Here is an 18,187-nt window from a genome sequence, read left to right on the forward strand (position 1 = left end):
GATGAGCGTGTCTGCGTGTCCGATGAGCCTGATCCTTCGTTGGGTCAAGAGAGCGTCAAGGAATCGTCAGTAATTAGTTTACCGAACGATTGACGTTGCAACTATGCCCGCCCCCGGAGACGCCCCCGGAAGACGCCCCGCGACGCTCCGAGACGCCCGGGGAGACCTGGCACCCCCACTCGTCCTCGGGTTTGCCCCACCCGCGATCGGCCGGTAGCCGTCATGGCTCCCGGCAGGCCCCTGTCCGTAGGTTCGGGGTATCGGTCAGAGCGGCTACGGAAGGCGGACACCATGGGGCTTCGGCGCACCGGACAGAGCACGCGGGACCAGGTGCGGGCGGCGCGCGACGAGCAGGGCGGCGCGGACCGGGACAGCCGGGGGCCTGCCGTCGAACTGCGCGGTGTCCGCAGGCAGTACGGCCGCGGTGGCGCGGCGGTGCACGCCCTGCGCGGCATCGACCTCACCCTGCCGTACGGCAGCTTCACCGCCGTGACGGGCCCCTCCGGCTCCGGCAAGTCGACGTTCCTGCGGTGCGCCGCCGGACTCGACCGCCCCACCGCCGGATCGGTGCGCCTCGGCGGTACGGAGATCACCGGCCTGAGCGAGGACCGGCTCGCCGCGCTGCGGCGTGCCCGCCTCGGCTTCGTCTTCCAGGCCTTCAATCTGCTGCCGTCCCTCACGGCCGAGCAGAATGTCGCTCTTCCGCTGCGCCTGGCCGGACAGCGCGCCGGCTCCGGACGGGGCCGCGACGACGCCGCCGCGATGCTCGACCGGGTCGGTCTCGGCGCCCTGGGCGACCGGCGCCCCGGCCGGCTCTCCGGCGGCGGGCAGCAGCGCGTCGCCGTCGCCCGCGCCCTGGTCACCCGCCCCGACGTGATCTTCGCCGACGAGCCCACCGGCGCCCTCGACGCCACCGCCGCGACGGAGATCCTCCGGCTGCTGCGCGACGCGGTGGAGACCCTGGGCGCGACCGTGGTCATGGTCACCCACGACCCGGTGGCCGCCGCCCACGCCGACCGCGTCCTCTTCCTCGCCGACGGCCGGATCGCGGACAGCCCGGGCCGCGCCCGCCCCGGACGGACCGCCGCCCGGACGACCGCACCGGCCGCCCCCGCGTACGCACGGGCCGCCGCCTGACGTCCCGGCCGCCCTGTGCGGGGGAGCGGCCCGTCCGTAGAGTCGGGCCATGACCGCATCACGCGCACAGCTGACGCCGGCCGAGGTCGAGGCCATCGCCCGCGAGGCCCACGCCGGGCAGCGGGACAAGGCGGGCCGTCCCTACACCGAGCACCTGGCGGCCGTCGCGGAGGGCGTGCGCGTCCGGGGCGGCAGCGACGAACAGATCAGCGCGGCCTGGCTGCACGACGCCGTCGAGGACGGCGCGCTGCCGGCGGACTGGCTGGCCGGGGCCGCGCTGCCGCAGGAGGTCAAGGACATGGTCCTCGCCGTCACCAAGCGGGACGGCGAGGACCTGCCGGCGTACACCCGGCGCATCCTGGCCACTCCGGGCGCGCTCCTGATCAAGGAGTCCGACCTCGCGCACAACACCGATCCCGCCCGCCTCGCGGTGCTGGAGCCGGCGACGCGTACCCGGCTGACCGAGAAGTATGCGCAGGTACGGGAGTTGCTGGGGCTCGACGCGGCGGACGCGCCCGGCCAACAGCGGGATTGAGCCAACACGACGGAGCCCGGCCGGGAAGGGCCGGGCTCCGTCGGACGCCGGGTGCGGTTGTCGGGTACGGGTGCCAGATGCGGTCAGATGCGGGCGGCGTCCCGTCGGAACGCCCAGTTCATGTCCGGCTCGGTCACACAGCGCAGGGCCCGCCGCACCGGCGGCGTGCACAGCAGGGTCACTCCGGCGGACGCGACCACGGTCACGATCACCAGACCGGTCGGCGAGACCAGCCACTCGTTGCGGTCGAAGACGCCCGCGTAGTCGGCGCCCTTCACCAGGAACCCGTGCAGCAGATAGCCGCAGATCGTCCCGGCGCCCAGCACGGTGAACCACATGTGGCGCCGGGGGACCCAGGCCAGGAAGCCGATCGTGAGCAGCGTGGCGCAGGCGAACAGCGCGAGGGTCATCACCGCGCCCGACCACCAGGGCGCGCCCATGTCCTGGGCGCTGGAGTCCCGCAGGAACCAGCCCAGTTGCATCCGGGGGGCCGCCCAGTAGGCGAAGAGCAGCGCGCCGGCGAACAGCGGCAGGGCGAGCATCCGCACCTCACGGCGGCGGACCAGCTGGAAGTGCTCGGGCTTGAGCTGGAGCCCGAGGACGAAGAACGGCAGGAACTGCAGGACGCGCGGCAGATCGAGGTCGTCGCCGATGCTGGGGGCGAGCGAGGCGAGGACGGCGATCACGAGGGAGACCGTCATCGGGTGGCGGAGACTGCGCCACACCGGGGTGGTGAGCCGCCAGATGAACAGCGCGGCCAGGAACCAGGTCAGGTACCAGGGTTCCAGCAGGCTGATCGCCGCGTCGGGCGAGTCGTTGGCGTACCGGCGGAACAGCGAGTACGCGGTCTCGAACACGATGTACGGCACCGCGACACCGGTGACCAGGCGCTTCACCTTGGCGGGGCTCAGGTCGAACGACCGTGAGAAATAACCCGAGATGATGATGAAGGCGGGCATGTGGAAGGTGTACGTGACCATGTACAGCGCCCGCGCGGTCCGGCTGCCGTCCATGACCGGCACCCAGGAGTGCGCCACCGCGACCAGCACGATGGCGAGGTACTTCGCGTTGTCGAAGTAGGCGTCACGTTTCTTGGCAGGGGTGCTCTGCGGCTCGGGTCGGTCCGGCCGGTCCACCACCGCCGTGGCCGCCTGGCGTCTGGGCTCCGACTCCCGGGTCGCCGGGGGAAGCGTGGCCCTCTGAAATACGTTCGGAGCGTGGAACATCTCAAGCACCCTAGACGTCTCGATTGGCTTGCGTAAAACCGCACTCGAATATCGCGTGTTCCCGTCGGATCAAATACCAAACCACTGAATCCTGCCCGATATGACCAAGTTAATCCTGCTTAAATGGTGCATATCGGCAGGCAGTTGGCGGAGAGGGCGGCCGGGGTGAATTACGTCGCGTTCCGCCACGAAAATGCCTGTGAATAAACTGTGTGGGTACGGAAACGATCACCGTTGCAATCGCAGGCGGGCGCCGTTTCGTACCGGCGGGTTCACGCCGTCCTCGCCGGCCGGTGCGGGCCGCCCCGACCCGGCGCGCGGGGGGCGCAGGGGGCGCAAGATGGCGCGATATCGACAGGTCGATTCGTCACCTGGCAGCGACCACAGGGGAGTTGGTGGCACGATGGATGCGACGGAGGAGTGCGCGGCCGCACATCTCCGGGCCGGCAAGGCGGACCGACCGAGGGTGTGAGCAGTCGTGGCCATTTCACTGTCTGTGGTGCTTCTTTTGGCGATCATCCTGGTGGTCCTGATCCGAGGTGGCTCCATCAAGGCCGGACCCGCGATCGTGGCGGTGCTCTTCGGCTTCTTCCTGGCGTCGACCGGCATGGCGCCGTCGATCAACAGGTTCATGAACTCGATAGCCGAGACGATCAACCAGATCAGCTTCTGACCGGATCGGTTTCTGACCCGGATCGGCTTCCGGGCCGACCGGCCCCCGGGCCGGGCAGCGCGAAGGGCCCGGTCCACCGGACCGGGCCCTTCGTCGTCGTGGAGCGGGCGACGGGAATCGAACCCGCGTAGCTAGTTTGGAAGACTAGGGCTCTACCATTGAGCTACGCCCGCATGCGACGCACCGCAGGTCACGAGGACCGCGGCACGAGAAGCATCGTAGCGGGTCGCGGGCGCTGCCCGCACACCCGTATCCCGGCGCGCGGTGTCGCGCCCGGCGGGGCCCGTGCAAACCGGCCGACGCACCCCTTGTCTGCATGTACCCTACGTGTCGCACCGACGGGGTGTGGCGCAGCTTGGTAGCGCGTCCGCTTTGGGAGCGGAAGGTCGTCGGTTCGAATCCGGCCACCCCGACCACCGGCAAGATCGCGTTGTGGGAGTTCTCCCCCTTGCCGTTACTATGCAAAATGCGTGCCCGTGTGTCTGATGTACCGGGCTCGGTCCGCGAAGCCGCCTTCCGTGCGGTGGAGCAGAACCCCAAGAAGTCAGCCACAAGGAGACCGAACCGTGAAGAGCGCCGTGGAGACCCTGAACCCGACTCGGGTTCGGCTCAGCATCGAGGTGCCCTTCGAGGAGCTCAAGGACAGCCTCGACGCGGCGTACAAGAAGATCAACCAGCAGGTCACGGTGAAGGGGTTCCGCAAGGGCAAGATCCCCAACCGGGTCATCGACCAGCGGTTCGGCCGTGGTGCAGTGCTGGAGGAGGCCGTCAACGACGCGCTCCCGAAGTTCTACACCGAGGCGGTCAACGAGGGTGAGCTCAACGTCCTCGGCCAGCCGGAGGTCGACATCACGGAGCTGAAGGACGGCGAGCTGCTGGCCTTCACCGCCGAGGTTGACGTACGCCCCGAGATCGAGATCCCGGACTACTCCGGCATCGAGGTCACCGTCGACGCCCTCGAGGTCAGCGACGAGGACGTCGAGAAGGCCGTGGAGCAGCTCCGTGAGCGCTTCGCCTCGACCAACCCGGTCGAGCGCGCCGCCGCCGAGGGCGACGTCGTGACGATCGACCTGCAGGCCAAGGTCGAGGGCGAGGTCCTGGAGGACGGCGTCGCCGAGGGTGTCTCGTACACCATCGGTTCCGGCGAGCTCCTCGAAGGCATCGACGACGCCGTGACCGGTCTGGAGGCGGGTGGCGAGGCCACCTTCACCTCCGAGCTGAAGGGCGGGTCCGCCGAGGGCAAGGAGGCCGAGGTCACCGTCAAGGTCACCGCCGTCGCCGCCCGCGAGCTGCCCGAGCTGGACGACGACTTCGCCCAGATGGCGAGCGAGTTCGACACCCTGGAGGAGCTGAAGGCGGACAGCCGCAAGCGCCTCGAGAACACCAAGCAGTACGACCAGGCCACCCAGGCCCAGGAGCGCGTCCTGGAGGAGCTGCTGAAGCTCGCCGAGGTCCCGATCCCGGAGAAGCTGCTCGCGGACGAGGTCCAGACCCGCAAGCACAACCTGGAGCACCACCAGCTCGGCCAGATGGGCCTCGACCTGGAGAAGTACCTCGAGATCCAGGGCAAGACCCTGGAGGAGTTCGAGGCCGAGACATCCGAGCAGGCCGTCAAGGGCATCAAGACCCAGTTCATCCTCGACGAGCTCGTCAACAAGGAGAAGCTGAACGTCAACCAGGAGGAGCTCACCGAGCACCTCATGCGGCGTGCCGCTTCCTCCGGCATGAGCCCGGACCAGTTCGCCCAGGCCGTCGTCGAGGGCGGCCAGGTGCCGATGCTCGTCGGCGAGGTCGCCCGCGGCAAGGCGCTGGCCGTGGTCGTCGAGGCCGCCAAGGTCGTCGACACCAACGGTGAGGTCGTCGAGCTGGAGGACGACGAGGAGACGGCGGAGGCCGCCACCGAGACGGTCGAGGCCGCCGACGGCGCCACCGAGGCCGCCGAGGAGAAGAACGAGGCCTGAGCCTCGCGCTGAACCCCGCACGACGGGCTCCGGACGCACGCGCGTCCGGAGCCCGTCGTCGTATCGGCGGACGTTCCCCGCAACCCTTGTGCGGACTGCGGACCTTGCGCTCCCAGCGAACAGTTGCGGAAGCGGGATGGCGTTGTCCCACCTGCGCGTTAGGGTCCATGAATAGGAAGGGTCGGGGAGTCCCGGCCCACCCGGTACGAAGACGCTGAGACGGCCGGAGCCGTCAGAGACGAGCAGGTGGATACGTGACGAATCTGATGCCCTACGCCGCCGGAGAGCCGTCCCTCGGTGGAGGCCTCGGTGACCAGGTCTACAGCCGACTGCTCGGCGAGCGCATCATCTTCCTCGGTCAGCAGGTCGACGATGACATCGCCAACAAGATCACCGCACAGCTGCTTCTCCTTGCCGCCGAGCCGGACAAGGACATCTACCTCTACATCAACAGCCCCGGCGGTTCGGTGACGGCGGGCATGGCGGTCTACGACACCATGCAGTACATCCCGAACGACGTGGTCACCATCGGTATGGGCATGGCGGCCTCGATGGGCCAGTTCCTGCTCACCGGCGGCACCGCCGGCAAGCGCTTCGCGCTCCCGAACACCGACATCCTCATGCACCAGGGCTCGGCCGGCATCGGCGGTACGGCTTCGGACATCAAGATCCAGGCCCAGTACCTGCTGCGCACCAAGCAGCGGATGGCGGAGATCACCGCCCGCCACTCCGGCCAGACCGTGGAGACGATCATCCGCGACGGCGACCGCGACCGCTGGTACACCGCGGAGGAGGCCAAGGACTACGGCCTCATCGACGAGATCATCACGATCGCATCGGGCGTTCCGGGCGGCGGCGGCACCGGCGCCTGATCCGGTCCCACCGGATCACGACGCACCGCACCGCGCATCTCTCGTACGCCGAGACACCCAGCCACAGAACGCCACCAGGATGGTGAACACCCACATGAACAACTTCTCCGGCGCCTCCGCGAGCGGCCTCTACACCGGCCCGCAGGTGGACAACCGCTACATCGTCCCGCGCTTCGTGGAGCGCACCTCGCAGGGCGTGCGCGAGTACGACCCGTACGCGAAGCTCTTCGAGGAGCGCGTGATCTTCCTCGGCGTGCAGATCGACGACGCGTCCGCCAACGACGTCATGGCGCAGCTGCTGTGCCTGGAGTCGATGGACCCGGACCGGGACATCTCCATCTACATCAACAGCCCCGGCGGCTCGTTCACCGCGCTCACCGCGATCTACGACACGATGCAGTTCGTGAAGCCGGACATCCAGACGGTCTGCATGGGCCAGGCGGCCTCCGCCGCCGCGGTGCTGCTCGCCGCAGGCACCCCGGGCAAGCGCATGGCGCTGCCCAACGCCCGTGTCCTGATCCACCAGCCGTCCTCGCAGACCGGCCGTGAGCAGCTCTCCGACCTGGAGATCGCGGCCAACGAGATCCTGCGGATGCGGACCCAGCTGGAGGAGCTGCTGGCGAAGCACTCCACCACGCCGATCGACAAGATCCGTGACGACATCGAGCGCGACAAGATCCTGACCGCCGAGGACGCCCTGGCCTACGGTCTGGTCGACCAGATCGTCTCGACCCGCAAGAGCGCGGCCGGAGCGGCCGCCTGACGTCGGCCTTTACCCCTTGGTACGGCAGGGTCACCCGGTCTCGGCCGTGTGAACCGTGCCAAGGGGGGCCCGCATGGGGGGCCAGGCAAGGTACCGTCGGATAGAGGCACCAGGAGCCGCTGAACCAGGCGTCTCCCAGGCGAAGGGGAAGCACCTCGTGGCACGCATCGGTGATGGCGGCGACCTGCTCAAGTGCTCGTTCTGCGGAAAGAGCCAGAAGCAGGTGAAGAAGCTCATCGCGGGACCCGGTGTGTACATCTGCGACGAGTGCATCGATCTCTGCAACGAGATCATCGAGGAGGAGCTCGCGGAGACGAGCGAGGTCCGCTGGGAGGAACTTCCCAAGCCCCGCGAGATCTACGAGTTCCTCGAGGGGTACGTCGTCGGGCAGGAGCCCGCGAAGAAGGCCCTCTCGGTCGCGGTGTACAACCACTACAAGCGGGTCCAGGCCGGGGAGAACGGCGGCGGGGCGAACCGCGACGACGCGATCGAGCTCGCCAAGTCCAACATCCTGCTGCTGGGCCCCACGGGCTCCGGCAAGACACTCCTCGCGCAGACGCTGGCCCGGATGCTCAACGTCCCGTTCGCCATCGCGGACGCGACGGCGCTGACGGAGGCCGGCTATGTCGGCGAGGACGTCGAGAACATCCTGCTGAAGCTGATCCAGGCCGCGGACTACGACGTCAAGAAGGCCGAGACCGGGATCATCTACATCGACGAGATCGACAAGGTCGCCCGCAAGAGCGAGAACCCGTCGATCACCCGCGATGTCTCCGGCGAGGGCGTCCAGCAGGCCCTGCTGAAGATCCTGGAGGGCACCACCGCCTCCGTGCCGCCGCAGGGCGGCCGCAAGCACCCGCACCAGGAGTTCATCCAGATCGACACGACGAACGTGCTGTTCATCGTGGGCGGCGCGTTCTCCGGCCTGGAGAAGATCATCGAGTCCCGGGCCGGCGCGAAGGGCATCGGCTTCGGCGCCACGATCCGCTCCAAGCTGGAGATCCAGGCGAGCGACCAGTTCCAGGAGGTCATGCCGGAGGACCTGGTGAAGTTCGGGATGATCCCCGAGTTCATCGGCCGCCTCCCGGTCCTGACCTCGGTCCACAACCTGGACCGCGAGGCGCTGCTCCAGATCCTCATCGAGCCGCGCAACGCGCTGGTGAAGCAGTACCAGCGCCTGTTCGAACTCGACGGCGTGGAGCTGGACTTCGAGCGCGAGGCCCTGGAGGCCATCGCCGACCAGGCCATCCTGCGCCAGACCGGCGCCCGCGGCCTGCGCGCGATCATGGAGGAAGTCCTCCAGTCCGTGATGTACGAGGTCCCGTCCCGCAAGGACGTCGCCCGCGTCGTCATCACCGCGGACGTGGTCCGCAACAACGTCAACCCCACCCTGGTCCCGCGCGAACCCCGCACGATCGGCAAGGGCGACGACGGCCGCCACGAGAAGTCGGCGTGACTGCTGCGCAGTAGACACGTACGCGAAGGGGCGCCCCGGCCGGATGAACCGGCGGGGCGCCCCTTCGCGTTGCGTGGGTCAGATCTTGGTGCGGGAGGTGTTGTAGAGCGTGGCGGCGACGCCGGCCAGCTCGTCCTGCGGCATCGGCTGGTTCTTCATGGCGAGACCCATGTCGATACCGGTGACGATGCCGACCGTGCTGTAGTCGGCCCAGATGCAGATGGGCGCCTCGATCGTCTTCGGCCCCTTCTCGACGGAGCCGTCGCCCTCTTCGTTGTTGATCTTGACGTTCTGGCACCGCATCAGCGCGCCCTTGAAGCCGGGCGGGGTGACGTCCTTCGGCGAACCGAGCAGTTCGGCCTTGGAGTCGCTCTCGCCCTTGGTCATGTTGGCCTTGGCGCGGTCGAACGACTTGTTGATCACCGAAGCCGGGTCGCTGACCTCGCCCCAGAAGCCCTGGAGGTTGACGAACTTCAGGCTCAGGTCCTTCTCGGAACCACCCTGGTAGTCCGCGCCGGCCCCATTGGGGTTCTTGATCCCGGCGGCCTCGGCCTTGGTCTTCTCGTCGCCGGTCAGCGGGCCGCTGCTGCTGTCGCTGCCCGAGCCCTTCTTGTACCCGTCCAGCGTCGCCGCCGGCGTCAGCTTGTACCCCTTGGTGGAGTCGGCGACATCGCTGTTGCTGGCGCCCCCGCCCGACGTCAGGAAGTACACGCCGCCGCCGATGACCGCGAGGGCCACGACGACGGCGCCCACGATCAGGCCCGTCTTCTTCTTCGGCTGGCCGGCCGGGGGGAACGGGGGCTGCTGGCCGTAGACCGGCTGGCCGCCGTACGGGGGCGTGGGGGGCTGCTGGCCGTACGGGCCGGGCTGCTGGGCCTGCGGGTAGCCGTAACCCGGCTGGGGCTGCTGCTGGGGCGGAACGCCCTGGGGGGCCTGCTGCGGGTAGCCGTAACCGGGCTGACCCTGCGGCGGGCCCTGCGGCGGCGGGCCGCCGTAGGGGCCCGGCTGCTGGCCGTACGGTCCGGGCTGGCCCTGCGGCGGCTGCCCACCGTACGGGCCCGGCTGGTTGTAGCTCATCTGCGGTGTCCCCTGTTCGTCATGCTTACGCGTTCCGAACATCCTGACGGAAGGCCCGTCCGCGTGGACCACCGGGAGGTACACCGTTACCGAACAAACCGGTTTCAGTGCATGACTGTGACGGCCCTAAACTGTGCGACGTGACCGAGAACGCAGCGCAGCAGCCAGCCAGCAACCCCGAACTGCCGACCCAGTACACGCCGGCCGATGTAGAGGGGAAGCTGTACGAGCGCTGGGTAGAACGCGGTTACTTCGAGGCGGACGAGCACAGCGACAAGCCGCCGTACTCGATCGTCATCCCGCCGCCCAACGTCACCGGCTCCCTGCACCTGGGGCACGCCTTCGAGCACACGCTGATCGACGCCCTCGTCCGCCGCAAGCGGATGCAGGGCTTCGAGGCGCTCTACCAGCCCGGCATGGACCACGCCGGCATCGCCACCCAGAACGTCGTCGAGCGCGAGCTCGCCAAGGAGGGCAAGTCCCGCCACGACCTGGGCCGCGAGGCCTTCGTCGAGCGCGTCTGGCAGTGGAAGAGCGAGTCCGGCGGCCAGATCTCCGGACAGATGCGCCGCCTCGGCGAGGGCGTCGCCTGGTCCCGCGAGCGCTTCACCATGGACGAGGGCCTGTCCGAGGCCGTCCAGACCGTCTTCAAGCGGATGTACGACGACGGGCTGATCTACCGCGCCGAGCGCATCATCAACTGGTGCCCCCGCTGTCTCACCGCGATCTCCGACATCGAGGTCGAGTACCAGGAGGACGACGGCGAGCTCGTCTCCATGGTCTACGGCGAGGGCGACGCGACCATCGTCGTCGCCACGACCCGCGCCGAGACGATGCTGGGTGACACCGCGGTCGCCGTCCACCCCGACGACGAGCGCTACCGGCACCTGGTCGGCAAGCAGATCAAGCTGCCGCTGACCGACCGTACGATCCCGGTCGTCGCCGACCACCACGTCGACCCCGCCTTCGGCACCGGCGCCGTCAAGGTGACCCCGGCGCACGACCCGAACGACTTCGAGATCGGCAAGCGCCACGACCTGCCGTTCCTCACCGTCCTGGACGAGCGCGCCGTCATCACCGTCCCCGGCCCGTTCCAGGGCCTGGACCGGCTGGAGGCCCGCTCCGCGATCGTCGCCGCCCTGCGCGCCGACGGCCGGATCGTCGCCGAGAAGCGGCCGTACGTCCACTCCGTCGGGCACTGCTCCCGCTGCAAGACGACCATCGAGCCCCGGCTCTCGCTCCAGTGGTGGGTCAAGGTCGAACCGCTCGCCAAGGCGGCCGGTGACGCCGTCCGCGACGGCAAGGTCAAGATCCACCCGCAGGAGATGGAGAAGCGCTACTTCGACTGGGTCGACAACCTCCACGACTGGACCATCTCGCGCCAGCTCTGGTGGGGCCACCGCATCCCCGTCTGGTACGGCCCGAACGGCGAGGTCGTCTGCGTCGGACCGGACGACGAGGCCCCGGCCGGCGAGGGCTGGACGCAGGACAGCGACGTCCTGGACACCTGGTTCTCCTCCGGCCTGTGGCCGTTCTCCACGCTCGGCTGGCCCGAACAGACCGACAGCCTCGCGAAGTTCTACCCGAACTCCGTTCTCGTCACCGGCTACGACATCCTCTTCTTCTGGGTCGCCCGGATGATGATGTTCGGCCTCTACGTCAACGACGGCGTCCCGCCCTTCGAGACGATCGTCCTGCACGGGATGGTCCGCGACGAGCACGGCAAGAAGATGTCGAAGTCCTTCGGCAACGTGGTCAACCCGCTGGACTGGATGGACAAGTACGGCTCCGACGCGCTCCGGTTCACCCTGGCGCGCGGTGCCAATCCCGGTGTCGACGTCCCGATCGGCGAGGAGTGGGTCCAGGGTTCCGCCAAGTTCTCCAACAAGATCTGGAACGCCACCCGCTTCGCCCTGATGAACGGCGCCACCGTCGAGGGCGAACTGCCGTCCGCCGACGAGATGTCGGTGACCGACCGCTGGATCCTGTCCCGCCTCAACAAGACGGTCGCCGAAGTCGACGCGTACTACGACGACTTCCAGTTCTCCAAGCTCAGCGAGGCGCTCCGGCACTTCGCCTGGGACGAGGTCTTCGACTGGTACGTCGAGCTGTCCAAGACCACGTTCTTCGGCGGCGGCCGCCCGGCGGAGGTCTCCGGCCGGGTCCTGGGCGAGGTCCTCGACGTGATGCTGCGCCTGCTGCACCCCGTCGTTCCCTTCGTCACCGAGACGCTCTGGACCGCGCTCACCGGCAAGGAGTCCGTCGTCATCGCCGACTGGCCGACCGACTCCGGCTTCCGCGACGACGCCGCCGAGCGGGAGATCGAGCTCGTCCAGCAGGTCGTCACCGAGGTCCGCCGTTTCCGCTCCGACCAGGGTCTCCAGCCCGGTCAGAAGGTTCCGGCCGAACTCGTCCTGACCGGCACCGCGCTCGCCCCGCACGAGGCGGCCATCCGCCAGCTGCTGCGTCTGCAGCCGGCCGGTGACGGCTTCCACGCCACCGCCTCGCTGCCCGTCGCGGGCGCCACGGTCGCGCTCGACCTGTCCGGCACGATCGACATCGAGGCCGAGCGCAAGCGCCTGACGAAGGACCTGGAGGCCGCGCAGAAGGAGAAGGCGCAGGCCACCGGGAAGCTCGGCAACGAGGCGTTCCTGGCCAAGGCCCCGGACAACGTGGTCGACAAGATCCGTGGCCGGCTCACCAAGGCCGAGGCCGACATCGAGCGGATCGGCAGCCAGCTGGCGGCCCTGCCGCAGAGCTGACCGCCGGAGCGCACGGAGCCCCCGCACCCCTCGGCCAAGGGGTGCGGGGGCTCCGCCGTACCGCCGGCGCCGGGCGCTGCGCGCGATGTCCGTGCTCATCCGTAGACTGGCCCCGTGAGTGAGCCCCGCCCTTCCGACCGGCACGACGCGTCCGACTCCGACGAGACCTTCGCGGAGATCGTCGACGAAGCGACCCAGCGCGACCCCGACCTGGCGGTGATCGAGGCCGGGAGCCGCACGCTGCGCGCCGCCTCCGGGCCGCCCCAGGGGGACGAGGTCCCGGCCCGCCCCGCCGACCCCGAGGTGGACAAGGCGCTGCGGGAGGTGGAGCAGGAGCTCGCCGGGCGCTGGGGCGAGACCAAGCTGGAGCCGTCCGTGACGCGCATCGCCGCGCTGATGGACGTGCTCGGCGAGCCGCAGCGCGCCTACCCCTCGATCCACATCACCGGGACCAACGGCAAGACGAGCACCGCCCGCATGATCGAGGCGCTGCTCGGCGCCTTCGACCTGCGGACCGGGCGCTACACCTCGCCGCACGTCCAGTCGATCACCGAGCGGATCAGCCTGGACGGCGCGCCGATGGACCCCGAGCGGTTCATCGAGACGTACCGGGACATCAAGCCGTACGTCGAGATGGTCGACGCCCAGCAGCCCTACCGGCTCTCCTTCTTCGAGGTGCTCACCGGCATGGCGTACGCGGCCTTCGCCGACGCGCCGGTCGATGTCGCCGTCGTCGAGGTCGGCATGGGCGGCAGCTGGGACGCGACCAACGTGATCGACTCCTCGGTCGCCGTCGTCACGCCCATCTCGCTGGACCACACCGACCGGCTCGGCTCCACTCCCGGCGAGATCGCGGGGGAGAAGGCCGGGATCATCAAGCAGGGCGCCACGGTCATCCTCGCCCAGCAGCCCGTCGACGCGGCCCAGGTCATGCTGAAGAAGGCCGTCGAGGTCGATGCCACCGTGGCCCGCGAGGGCATGGAGTTCGGCGTCGTCTCCCGGGAGATCGCGGTCGGCGGCCAGCTGCTGACGCTGCGCGGCCTCGGCGGGGAGTACGACAACATCTTCCTTCCGCTGTACGGCGCCCACCAGGCGCACAACGCGGTGGTGGCGCTCTGCGCGGTCGAGGCATTCTTCGGGATCGGTGCCGAGCAGGCCGGATCGCTGGACGCCGACATCGTCCGCCGGGCCTTCGCCTCGGTGATCTCGCCCGGCCGCCTCGAAGTCGTCCGCTCCAGTCCGACCGTCGTCCTGGACGCCGCCCACAACCCGGCCGGCGCCCGCGCCGCGGCCGAGGGGCTCTCCGAGGCGTTCGGCTTCTCCCGGCTGATCGGCGTGGTCGGCGCCAGCGGCGACAAGGACGTCCGGGGGCTCCTGGAGGCCTTCGAGCCGATCTTCGCCGAGGTCGTCATCACCCAGAACTCCAGCGGCCGGGCGATGGACGCCGACGCCCTGGCCGCCGTCGCCGTCGAGGTCTTCGGCAACGACCGCGTCCAGGTCGAGCCCCGGCTCGACGACGCGCTGGAGGCGGCGATCTTCCTCGCCGAGGAAGAGGACGAGTACGCGGGCGCCGGAGTCCTGGTGACCGGATCCGTGATCACGGTCGGCGAGGCCCGGCTGCTCCTGGGAAGGCACTGACCCGTGCGGACGCTCTGCGCATCGACGCTGATCGGTGAGTTCTTCGTGATCGGGTTCGCCGGACTCGTCGCGATGAAGTCCGACGACCTGACGTCCGCGACGGTCTGGACGGTGTGCGGCGCCGGGATGCTGCTCTCCGTGCTGCTCTGCGGGATGATCACCCGGCCGGGCGGCATACAGCTCGGCTGGGCGCTCCAGATCGCCCTGGTCGCCAGCGGCTTCGTCGTTCCGATGATGTTCATCCTCGGGCTGGTCTTCGGTGGCCTGTGGTGGGCCTCCGTGCACTACGGTCGCAAGATCGACGAGGTGAAGGCCCGCTGGGCGGCACAGGCCGCGCAGACGGACGCACAGGCACCGGCCGGGGGCTGAGCCGGGACGCGCGGGGACACGGCGGCGGTCGCTCCGGCCGGGCCCGCCAAACCCGGCCGCGACCCCGTCACCGAGCCCCTGTAACCTCGCCTCACCGCACCCGTATGCCTGCAAGGAGCCGCACATGACCCAGCGCACCCTCGTTCTTCTCAAGCCCGACGCCGTCCGTCGCGGTCTGGTCGGCGAAATCGTCGGCCGCATCGAGCGCAAGGCCGGCTGGAAGATCACGGCGCTGGAGCTGCGTACCCTGGACCGCGCCACGCTGGAGCAGCACTACGCCGAGCACGTGGGCCGCCCGTTCTACGAGCCGCTGGTCGAGTTCATGCAGTCCGGCCCGGTCGTCGCCCTGGTGGCCGAGGGCGAGCGGATCATCGAGGGCGTCCGTGCCCTGGCCGGCCCCACCGACCCGATCGCCGCCGCGCCCGGCTCCATCCGTGGCGACTTCGGCACGATCACCCGGGAGAACCTCATCCACGCCTCGGACTCCGAGGAGTCCGCAGAGCGGGAAATGAAGCTGTTCTTTCCGGGACTTTCCTGACCTCGGATCAGCCGAACAGCGCTCATGACCTGGGGCGACCGAATTAATTCGGTCGCCCTTCGGCATACGGTCCCGGATCGCGGGAACGCATCCCCCCGACGTAACGTCACCATGAGTGGAACGGCCACCCGTTCTGCTCAGCATGGCGAAGGACCCTCGCGCTGTGTCGGTGCATCCGGCACTACGATGGAAGCTTCCACGCCCGCAGCGCTCATCTCGCCTACCAAAACAAGCCATCAACGCTTTCGCTTGGGAAGGCCCGACGCATCCTCATGGGGAACAAGGGGAACTCAATGTCGTTCATCGGCCGTGACATGGCTATCGACCTCGGGACTGCCAACACGCTGGTGTACGTCAGGGGGCGCGGCATCGTTCTGAACGAGCCGTCCGTCGTGGCCATCAACACCAACACCGGCGGCATCCTGGCGGTCGGCGCCGAGGCCAAGAAGATGATCGGCCGTACGCCGGGCAACATCGTTGCCGTACGGCCGCTGAAGGACGGCGTGATCGCCGACTTCGAGATCACGGAGCGGATGCTCCGCTACTTCATCCTGAAGATCCACAAGCGCCGCTACCTGGCCCGCCCGCGGGTCGTCGTCTGCGTGCCCTCCGGCATCACCGGGGTCGAGCGACGCGCCGTCATCGAGGCGTCGACGCAGGCCGGCGCCCGCCAGGTGCACATCATCGAGGAGCCCATGGCGGCGGCCATCGGCTCGGGCCTGCCGGTCCACGAGGCCACCGGCAACATGGTCGTCGACATCGGTGGCGGCACCACCGAGGTCGCGGTGATCTCGCTCGGCGGCATCGTCACAGCCCAGTCGATCCGGGTCGCCGGTGACGAGCTGGACAACGCGATCATCCAGCACATCAAGAAGGAGTACTCGCTCCTCCTCGGTGAGCGCACCGCCGAGCAGATCAAGATCACCATCGGGTCGGCGTTCGAGCTGGAGAAGGACGAGCACACCGAGATCCGCGGCCGCGACCTCGTCTCGGGCCTGCCCAAGACCGTGGTCATCTCCGCGACCGAGGTCCGCAAGGCGATCGAGGAGCCGGTCAACGCGATCGTCGACGCGGTCAAGACGACGCTCGACAAGTGCCCGCCGGAGCTCTCCGGCGACGTCATGGACCGCGGCATCGTCCTCACCGGCGGTGGCGCCCTGCTGCGCGGTCTGGACGAGCGGCTGCGCCACGAGACGGGCATGCCGATCCACATCGCCGAGGACCCGCTGGACTCGGTGGCACTGGGATCCGGCAAGTGCGTCGAGGAGTTCGAGGCGCTCCAGCAGGTGCTGGACGCCCAGCCCCGACGGTAGGACTCCACGGCCCTCCGCGCGGACGCTGCCGCTCCGCGCGGAGGATCGTTGATATACAGGCACGAACATTCCTACGAGGAAGGCACGGCCGCCGCACGTGAGGGACACACGAGAGAGCCGGCTGCTCCTGGTGCTGCTGATCGCCATCGCATTCGCACTGATCACGGTGGACATCCGCGGCGGCGAGGAGTCACCGGTGGACGGCGCCCGGCAGGCCGCCGCCACCGTCTTCGGACCGGTGGAGAACGGCGTGGCGGCAGCCGTCGACCCGGTGGGCAACGCCATAGGGGCCGTACGCGCCTCCGGCGACCGCCACGACAAGATCGCCGCGCTGGAGCAGCAGAACGCCGCGCTGAAGGCCAAGCTCGGCAGCGACGACCGCAACCGCAGCCGGGTCCGCGAGCTCGACAAGATGCTGAAGAAGTCGGCCTCCGGCCAGTACGGCATCAAGGCCGCCGAGGTCATCGCCATAGGAGCGGCCCAGGGCTTCTCCTGGACGGTCACCATCGACGCGGGATCCAAGGACGGCCTCAAGCGCGACATGACCGTCCTCAACGGGGACGGACTCGTCGGCCGGGTCACCACCGTCGGCCCCGACACCGCCACGGTGCTCCTCGCCAACGACCCCGACTTCACCGTCGGCACCCGGATGGAGTCCACCGACGAGCTCGGTTTCGCCACCGGCCAGGGCTCGCGCCCGCTGTCCGTGCAGTTCCTGAACGGCAAGGCCAAGGTCAAGAAGGGCGACCGGCTCGTCACCTTCGGCTCCAGCAAGGACAAGCCGTTCGTGCCGGGCGTCCCGGTCGGCGAGGTCGTCCGGGTCGACCCGTCCGGCGGCGACCTGACCCGTACGGTCTATGTCCGCCCGTACGTCGGCTTCACCAAACTCGACATCGTCGGCATCGTGGTCCAGGCCCCGCGCCAGGACCCCCGCGACATGGTCCTGCCGAAGCAGCCGGCCAAGCCCGCCAAGCCGAAGCCCACCCCGACCGTCACCGTCACGATCTCGCCCAACGGCGACATCGTCGACACCAACGGCAACGTGGTCGGCAACATCCACGAGAGCCCCAGCCCGGACCCCAGCGGGAACGCCACTCCGAACGCCGGCAACGCGGTCAACGAACAGAGGTAGAGCTGATCCCCATGCACGTCAACCGGACCCTGCTCTCCATCGTTCTGGTCGTTTTCGCCCTCGTCGTCCAGGTGTCCGTCCTGGCCCGGCTCCAGCTGCCCGGCGCCGTGCCCGACCTGCTGCTCATGGTCGTTCTCGGCCTGGCCTTCGTGTACGGGCACGTCAGCGGGGCGCTCATCGGCTTCGGCGCGGGCCTGCTCGCCGACCTGGCGCCCCCGGCCGACCACGCCGCCGGGCGCTACGCCCTGGTCCTCTGCGTCATCGGCTACCTCGCGGGCCTCGCCCGGCCGGAGAACGGACAGCTCAAGTCAGCCTTCCTGCCGATGGCCGTGGTCGTCGCGGCGGCGATCGGCTCGACCCTGCTGTACGCGGGCGTCGGCGCCCTCGTCGGCGACACGGCGGCCCGCCACGTGGGCCTGGGCTCCCTGCTGTTCACCGCGGCCGTCTACGACCTGCTGCTCGCCCCGTTCACCGTGCCGCTGATCATGGCGGCCGCCAGACGCACCGTGAACGACCCGCTCACCGAGTCCTCCTCCGGCCGCGGCGACGTGGCGGCGGGCTGGCTCGCCGCCGGCACCGGACTGCGGATCGGCAGCCAGCGCGGCGGACTGCGCGTCAAGGCCGCCCGTAACCGCGCGGCACGCGCCGGACGCATCAAGGGAGTCAAGCGACTGTGAGGCCGCACCACCCGGGGGCCGCCCGCCTCGCCCCAGCACCCAGCCCGACCACCACCGG

Annotated in this window: 16 protein-coding genes and 2 tRNA genes; 15 read left to right on the forward strand and 3 right to left on the reverse strand. The window is 69.3% G+C overall.

Annotation, left to right across the window (positions count from 1 at the left end; genetic code table 11):
• The first annotated feature begins 291 nt into the window (after nucleotides 1–291).
• Together RLT58_RS24090 and RLT58_RS24095 are read left to right on the forward strand one after the other, a co-directional pair.
• Nucleotides 292–1,137, forward strand: a complete 846-nt coding sequence (locus tag RLT58_RS24090; protein ID WP_311312447.1) for an ABC transporter ATP-binding protein — start codon at nucleotides 292–294, stop codon at nucleotides 1,135–1,137.
• Nucleotides 1,138–1,186: 49 nt separating this feature from the next.
• Complete coding sequence (locus RLT58_RS24095) at nucleotides 1,187–1,672, forward strand: HD domain-containing protein (RefSeq protein WP_311312448.1); 486 nt, start codon at nucleotides 1,187–1,189, stop codon at nucleotides 1,670–1,672.
• A gap of 83 nt (nucleotides 1,673–1,755) precedes the next feature.
• On the opposite strand, the gene RLT58_RS24100 is transcribed toward RLT58_RS24095, so the two are convergent.
• Nucleotides 1,756–2,898 (reverse strand): acyltransferase family protein, encoded by a 1,143-nt coding sequence (locus RLT58_RS24100; RefSeq protein ID WP_311312449.1) that lies wholly within the window; start codon nucleotides 2,896–2,898, stop codon nucleotides 1,756–1,758.
• A 478-nt stretch (nucleotides 2,899–3,376) separates the two neighbouring features.
• Here RLT58_RS24100 and RLT58_RS24105 point away from each other — a divergent pair, with 478 nt between their 5' ends.
• Complete coding sequence (locus tag RLT58_RS24105; RefSeq protein WP_136325240.1) at nucleotides 3,377–3,571, forward strand: hypothetical protein; 195 nt, start codon at nucleotides 3,377–3,379, stop codon at nucleotides 3,569–3,571.
• A gap of 99 nt (nucleotides 3,572–3,670) precedes the next feature.
• On the opposite strand, the gene RLT58_RS24110 is transcribed toward RLT58_RS24105, so the two are convergent.
• Nucleotides 3,671–3,744, reverse strand: a tRNA-Gly gene (locus tag RLT58_RS24110).
• A 166-nt stretch (nucleotides 3,745–3,910) separates the two neighbouring features.
• On the opposite strand from RLT58_RS24110, the gene RLT58_RS24115 reads away from it, so the two are divergent.
• The 5 genes from RLT58_RS24115 to clpX all read left to right on the forward strand — a co-directional run bounded on the left by RLT58_RS24115 (nucleotide 3,911) and on the right by clpX (nucleotide 8,623).
• Nucleotides 3,911–3,987: transfer RNA gene (locus RLT58_RS24115), tRNA-Pro, on the forward strand.
• A 150-nt stretch (nucleotides 3,988–4,137) separates the two neighbouring features.
• Entirely contained in the window at nucleotides 4,138–5,532 is a 1,395-nt protein-coding gene (gene tig / locus RLT58_RS24120) for a trigger factor (RefSeq protein ID WP_311312450.1), read from the forward strand.
• A 266-nt stretch (nucleotides 5,533–5,798) separates the two neighbouring features.
• Nucleotides 5,799–6,404 carry an ATP-dependent Clp protease proteolytic subunit gene (locus RLT58_RS24125; RefSeq protein WP_018551584.1) on the forward strand — a complete coding sequence of 202 codons (606 nt, stop codon included), beginning with the start codon at nucleotides 5,799–5,801 and terminating at the stop codon, nucleotides 6,402–6,404.
• A gap of 79 nt (nucleotides 6,405–6,483) precedes the next feature.
• Nucleotides 6,484–7,167, forward strand: a complete 684-nt coding sequence (locus RLT58_RS24130; protein ID WP_311312451.1) for an ATP-dependent Clp protease proteolytic subunit — start codon at nucleotides 6,484–6,486, stop codon at nucleotides 7,165–7,167.
• 157 nt (nucleotides 7,168–7,324) lie between these two features.
• Entirely contained in the window at nucleotides 7,325–8,623 is a 1,299-nt protein-coding gene (gene clpX / locus RLT58_RS24135) for an ATP-dependent Clp protease ATP-binding subunit ClpX (RefSeq protein WP_311312452.1), read from the forward strand.
• 78 nt (nucleotides 8,624–8,701) lie between these two features.
• Here the strand turns inward: clpX and RLT58_RS24140 are convergent, their stop codons facing one another.
• Complete coding sequence (locus RLT58_RS24140; protein WP_311312453.1) at nucleotides 8,702–9,700, reverse strand: hypothetical protein; 999 nt, start codon at nucleotides 9,698–9,700, stop codon at nucleotides 8,702–8,704.
• Between the two features lie 140 nt (nucleotides 9,701–9,840).
• Here RLT58_RS24140 and RLT58_RS24145 point away from each other — a divergent pair, with 140 nt between their 5' ends.
• The 7 genes from RLT58_RS24145 to mreD all read left to right on the forward strand — a co-directional run bounded on the left by RLT58_RS24145 (nucleotide 9,841) and on the right by mreD (nucleotide 18,129).
• The gene (locus RLT58_RS24145) at nucleotides 9,841–12,462 is read left to right on the forward strand and encodes a valine--tRNA ligase (protein WP_311312454.1); all 2,622 of its coding nucleotides are present in this window, start codon (nucleotides 9,841–9,843) and stop codon (nucleotides 12,460–12,462) included.
• 114 nt (nucleotides 12,463–12,576) lie between these two features.
• Nucleotides 12,577–14,100, forward strand: coding sequence for a bifunctional tetrahydrofolate synthase/dihydrofolate synthase (locus RLT58_RS24150; RefSeq protein WP_311312455.1), 1,524 nt, complete (start codon nucleotides 12,577–12,579; stop codon nucleotides 14,098–14,100).
• Between the two features lie 3 nt (nucleotides 14,101–14,103).
• Nucleotides 14,104–14,469: a DUF4233 domain-containing protein gene (locus RLT58_RS24155; RefSeq protein ID WP_311312456.1), complete on the forward strand. Its 366-nt coding sequence runs from the start codon at nucleotides 14,104–14,106 to the stop codon at nucleotides 14,467–14,469.
• A gap of 124 nt (nucleotides 14,470–14,593) precedes the next feature.
• Nucleotides 14,594–15,007 (forward strand): nucleoside-diphosphate kinase, encoded by a 414-nt coding sequence (ndk, locus tag RLT58_RS24160; protein WP_018518173.1) that lies wholly within the window; start codon nucleotides 14,594–14,596, stop codon nucleotides 15,005–15,007.
• A 293-nt stretch (nucleotides 15,008–15,300) separates the two neighbouring features.
• Nucleotides 15,301–16,320, forward strand: coding sequence for a rod shape-determining protein (locus RLT58_RS24165; RefSeq protein WP_024492993.1), 1,020 nt, complete (start codon nucleotides 15,301–15,303; stop codon nucleotides 16,318–16,320).
• A 97-nt stretch (nucleotides 16,321–16,417) separates the two neighbouring features.
• On the forward strand, nucleotides 16,418–17,452 hold the full coding sequence (gene mreC, locus RLT58_RS24170) for a rod shape-determining protein MreC (protein WP_311312457.1): 1,035 nt from the start codon (nucleotides 16,418–16,420) through the stop codon (nucleotides 17,450–17,452).
• 11 nt (nucleotides 17,453–17,463) lie between these two features.
• Nucleotides 17,464–18,129: a rod shape-determining protein MreD gene (mreD, locus tag RLT58_RS24175; protein ID WP_311312458.1), complete on the forward strand. Its 666-nt coding sequence runs from the start codon at nucleotides 17,464–17,466 to the stop codon at nucleotides 18,127–18,129.
• The last annotated feature ends 58 nt before the right edge of the window (nucleotides 18,130–18,187 follow it).

This window comes from Streptomyces sp. ITFR-16 (genome assembly GCF_031844705.1).
In the GTDB taxonomy this organism is placed as follows: Bacteria; Actinomycetota; Actinomycetes; order Streptomycetales; family Streptomycetaceae; genus Streptomyces.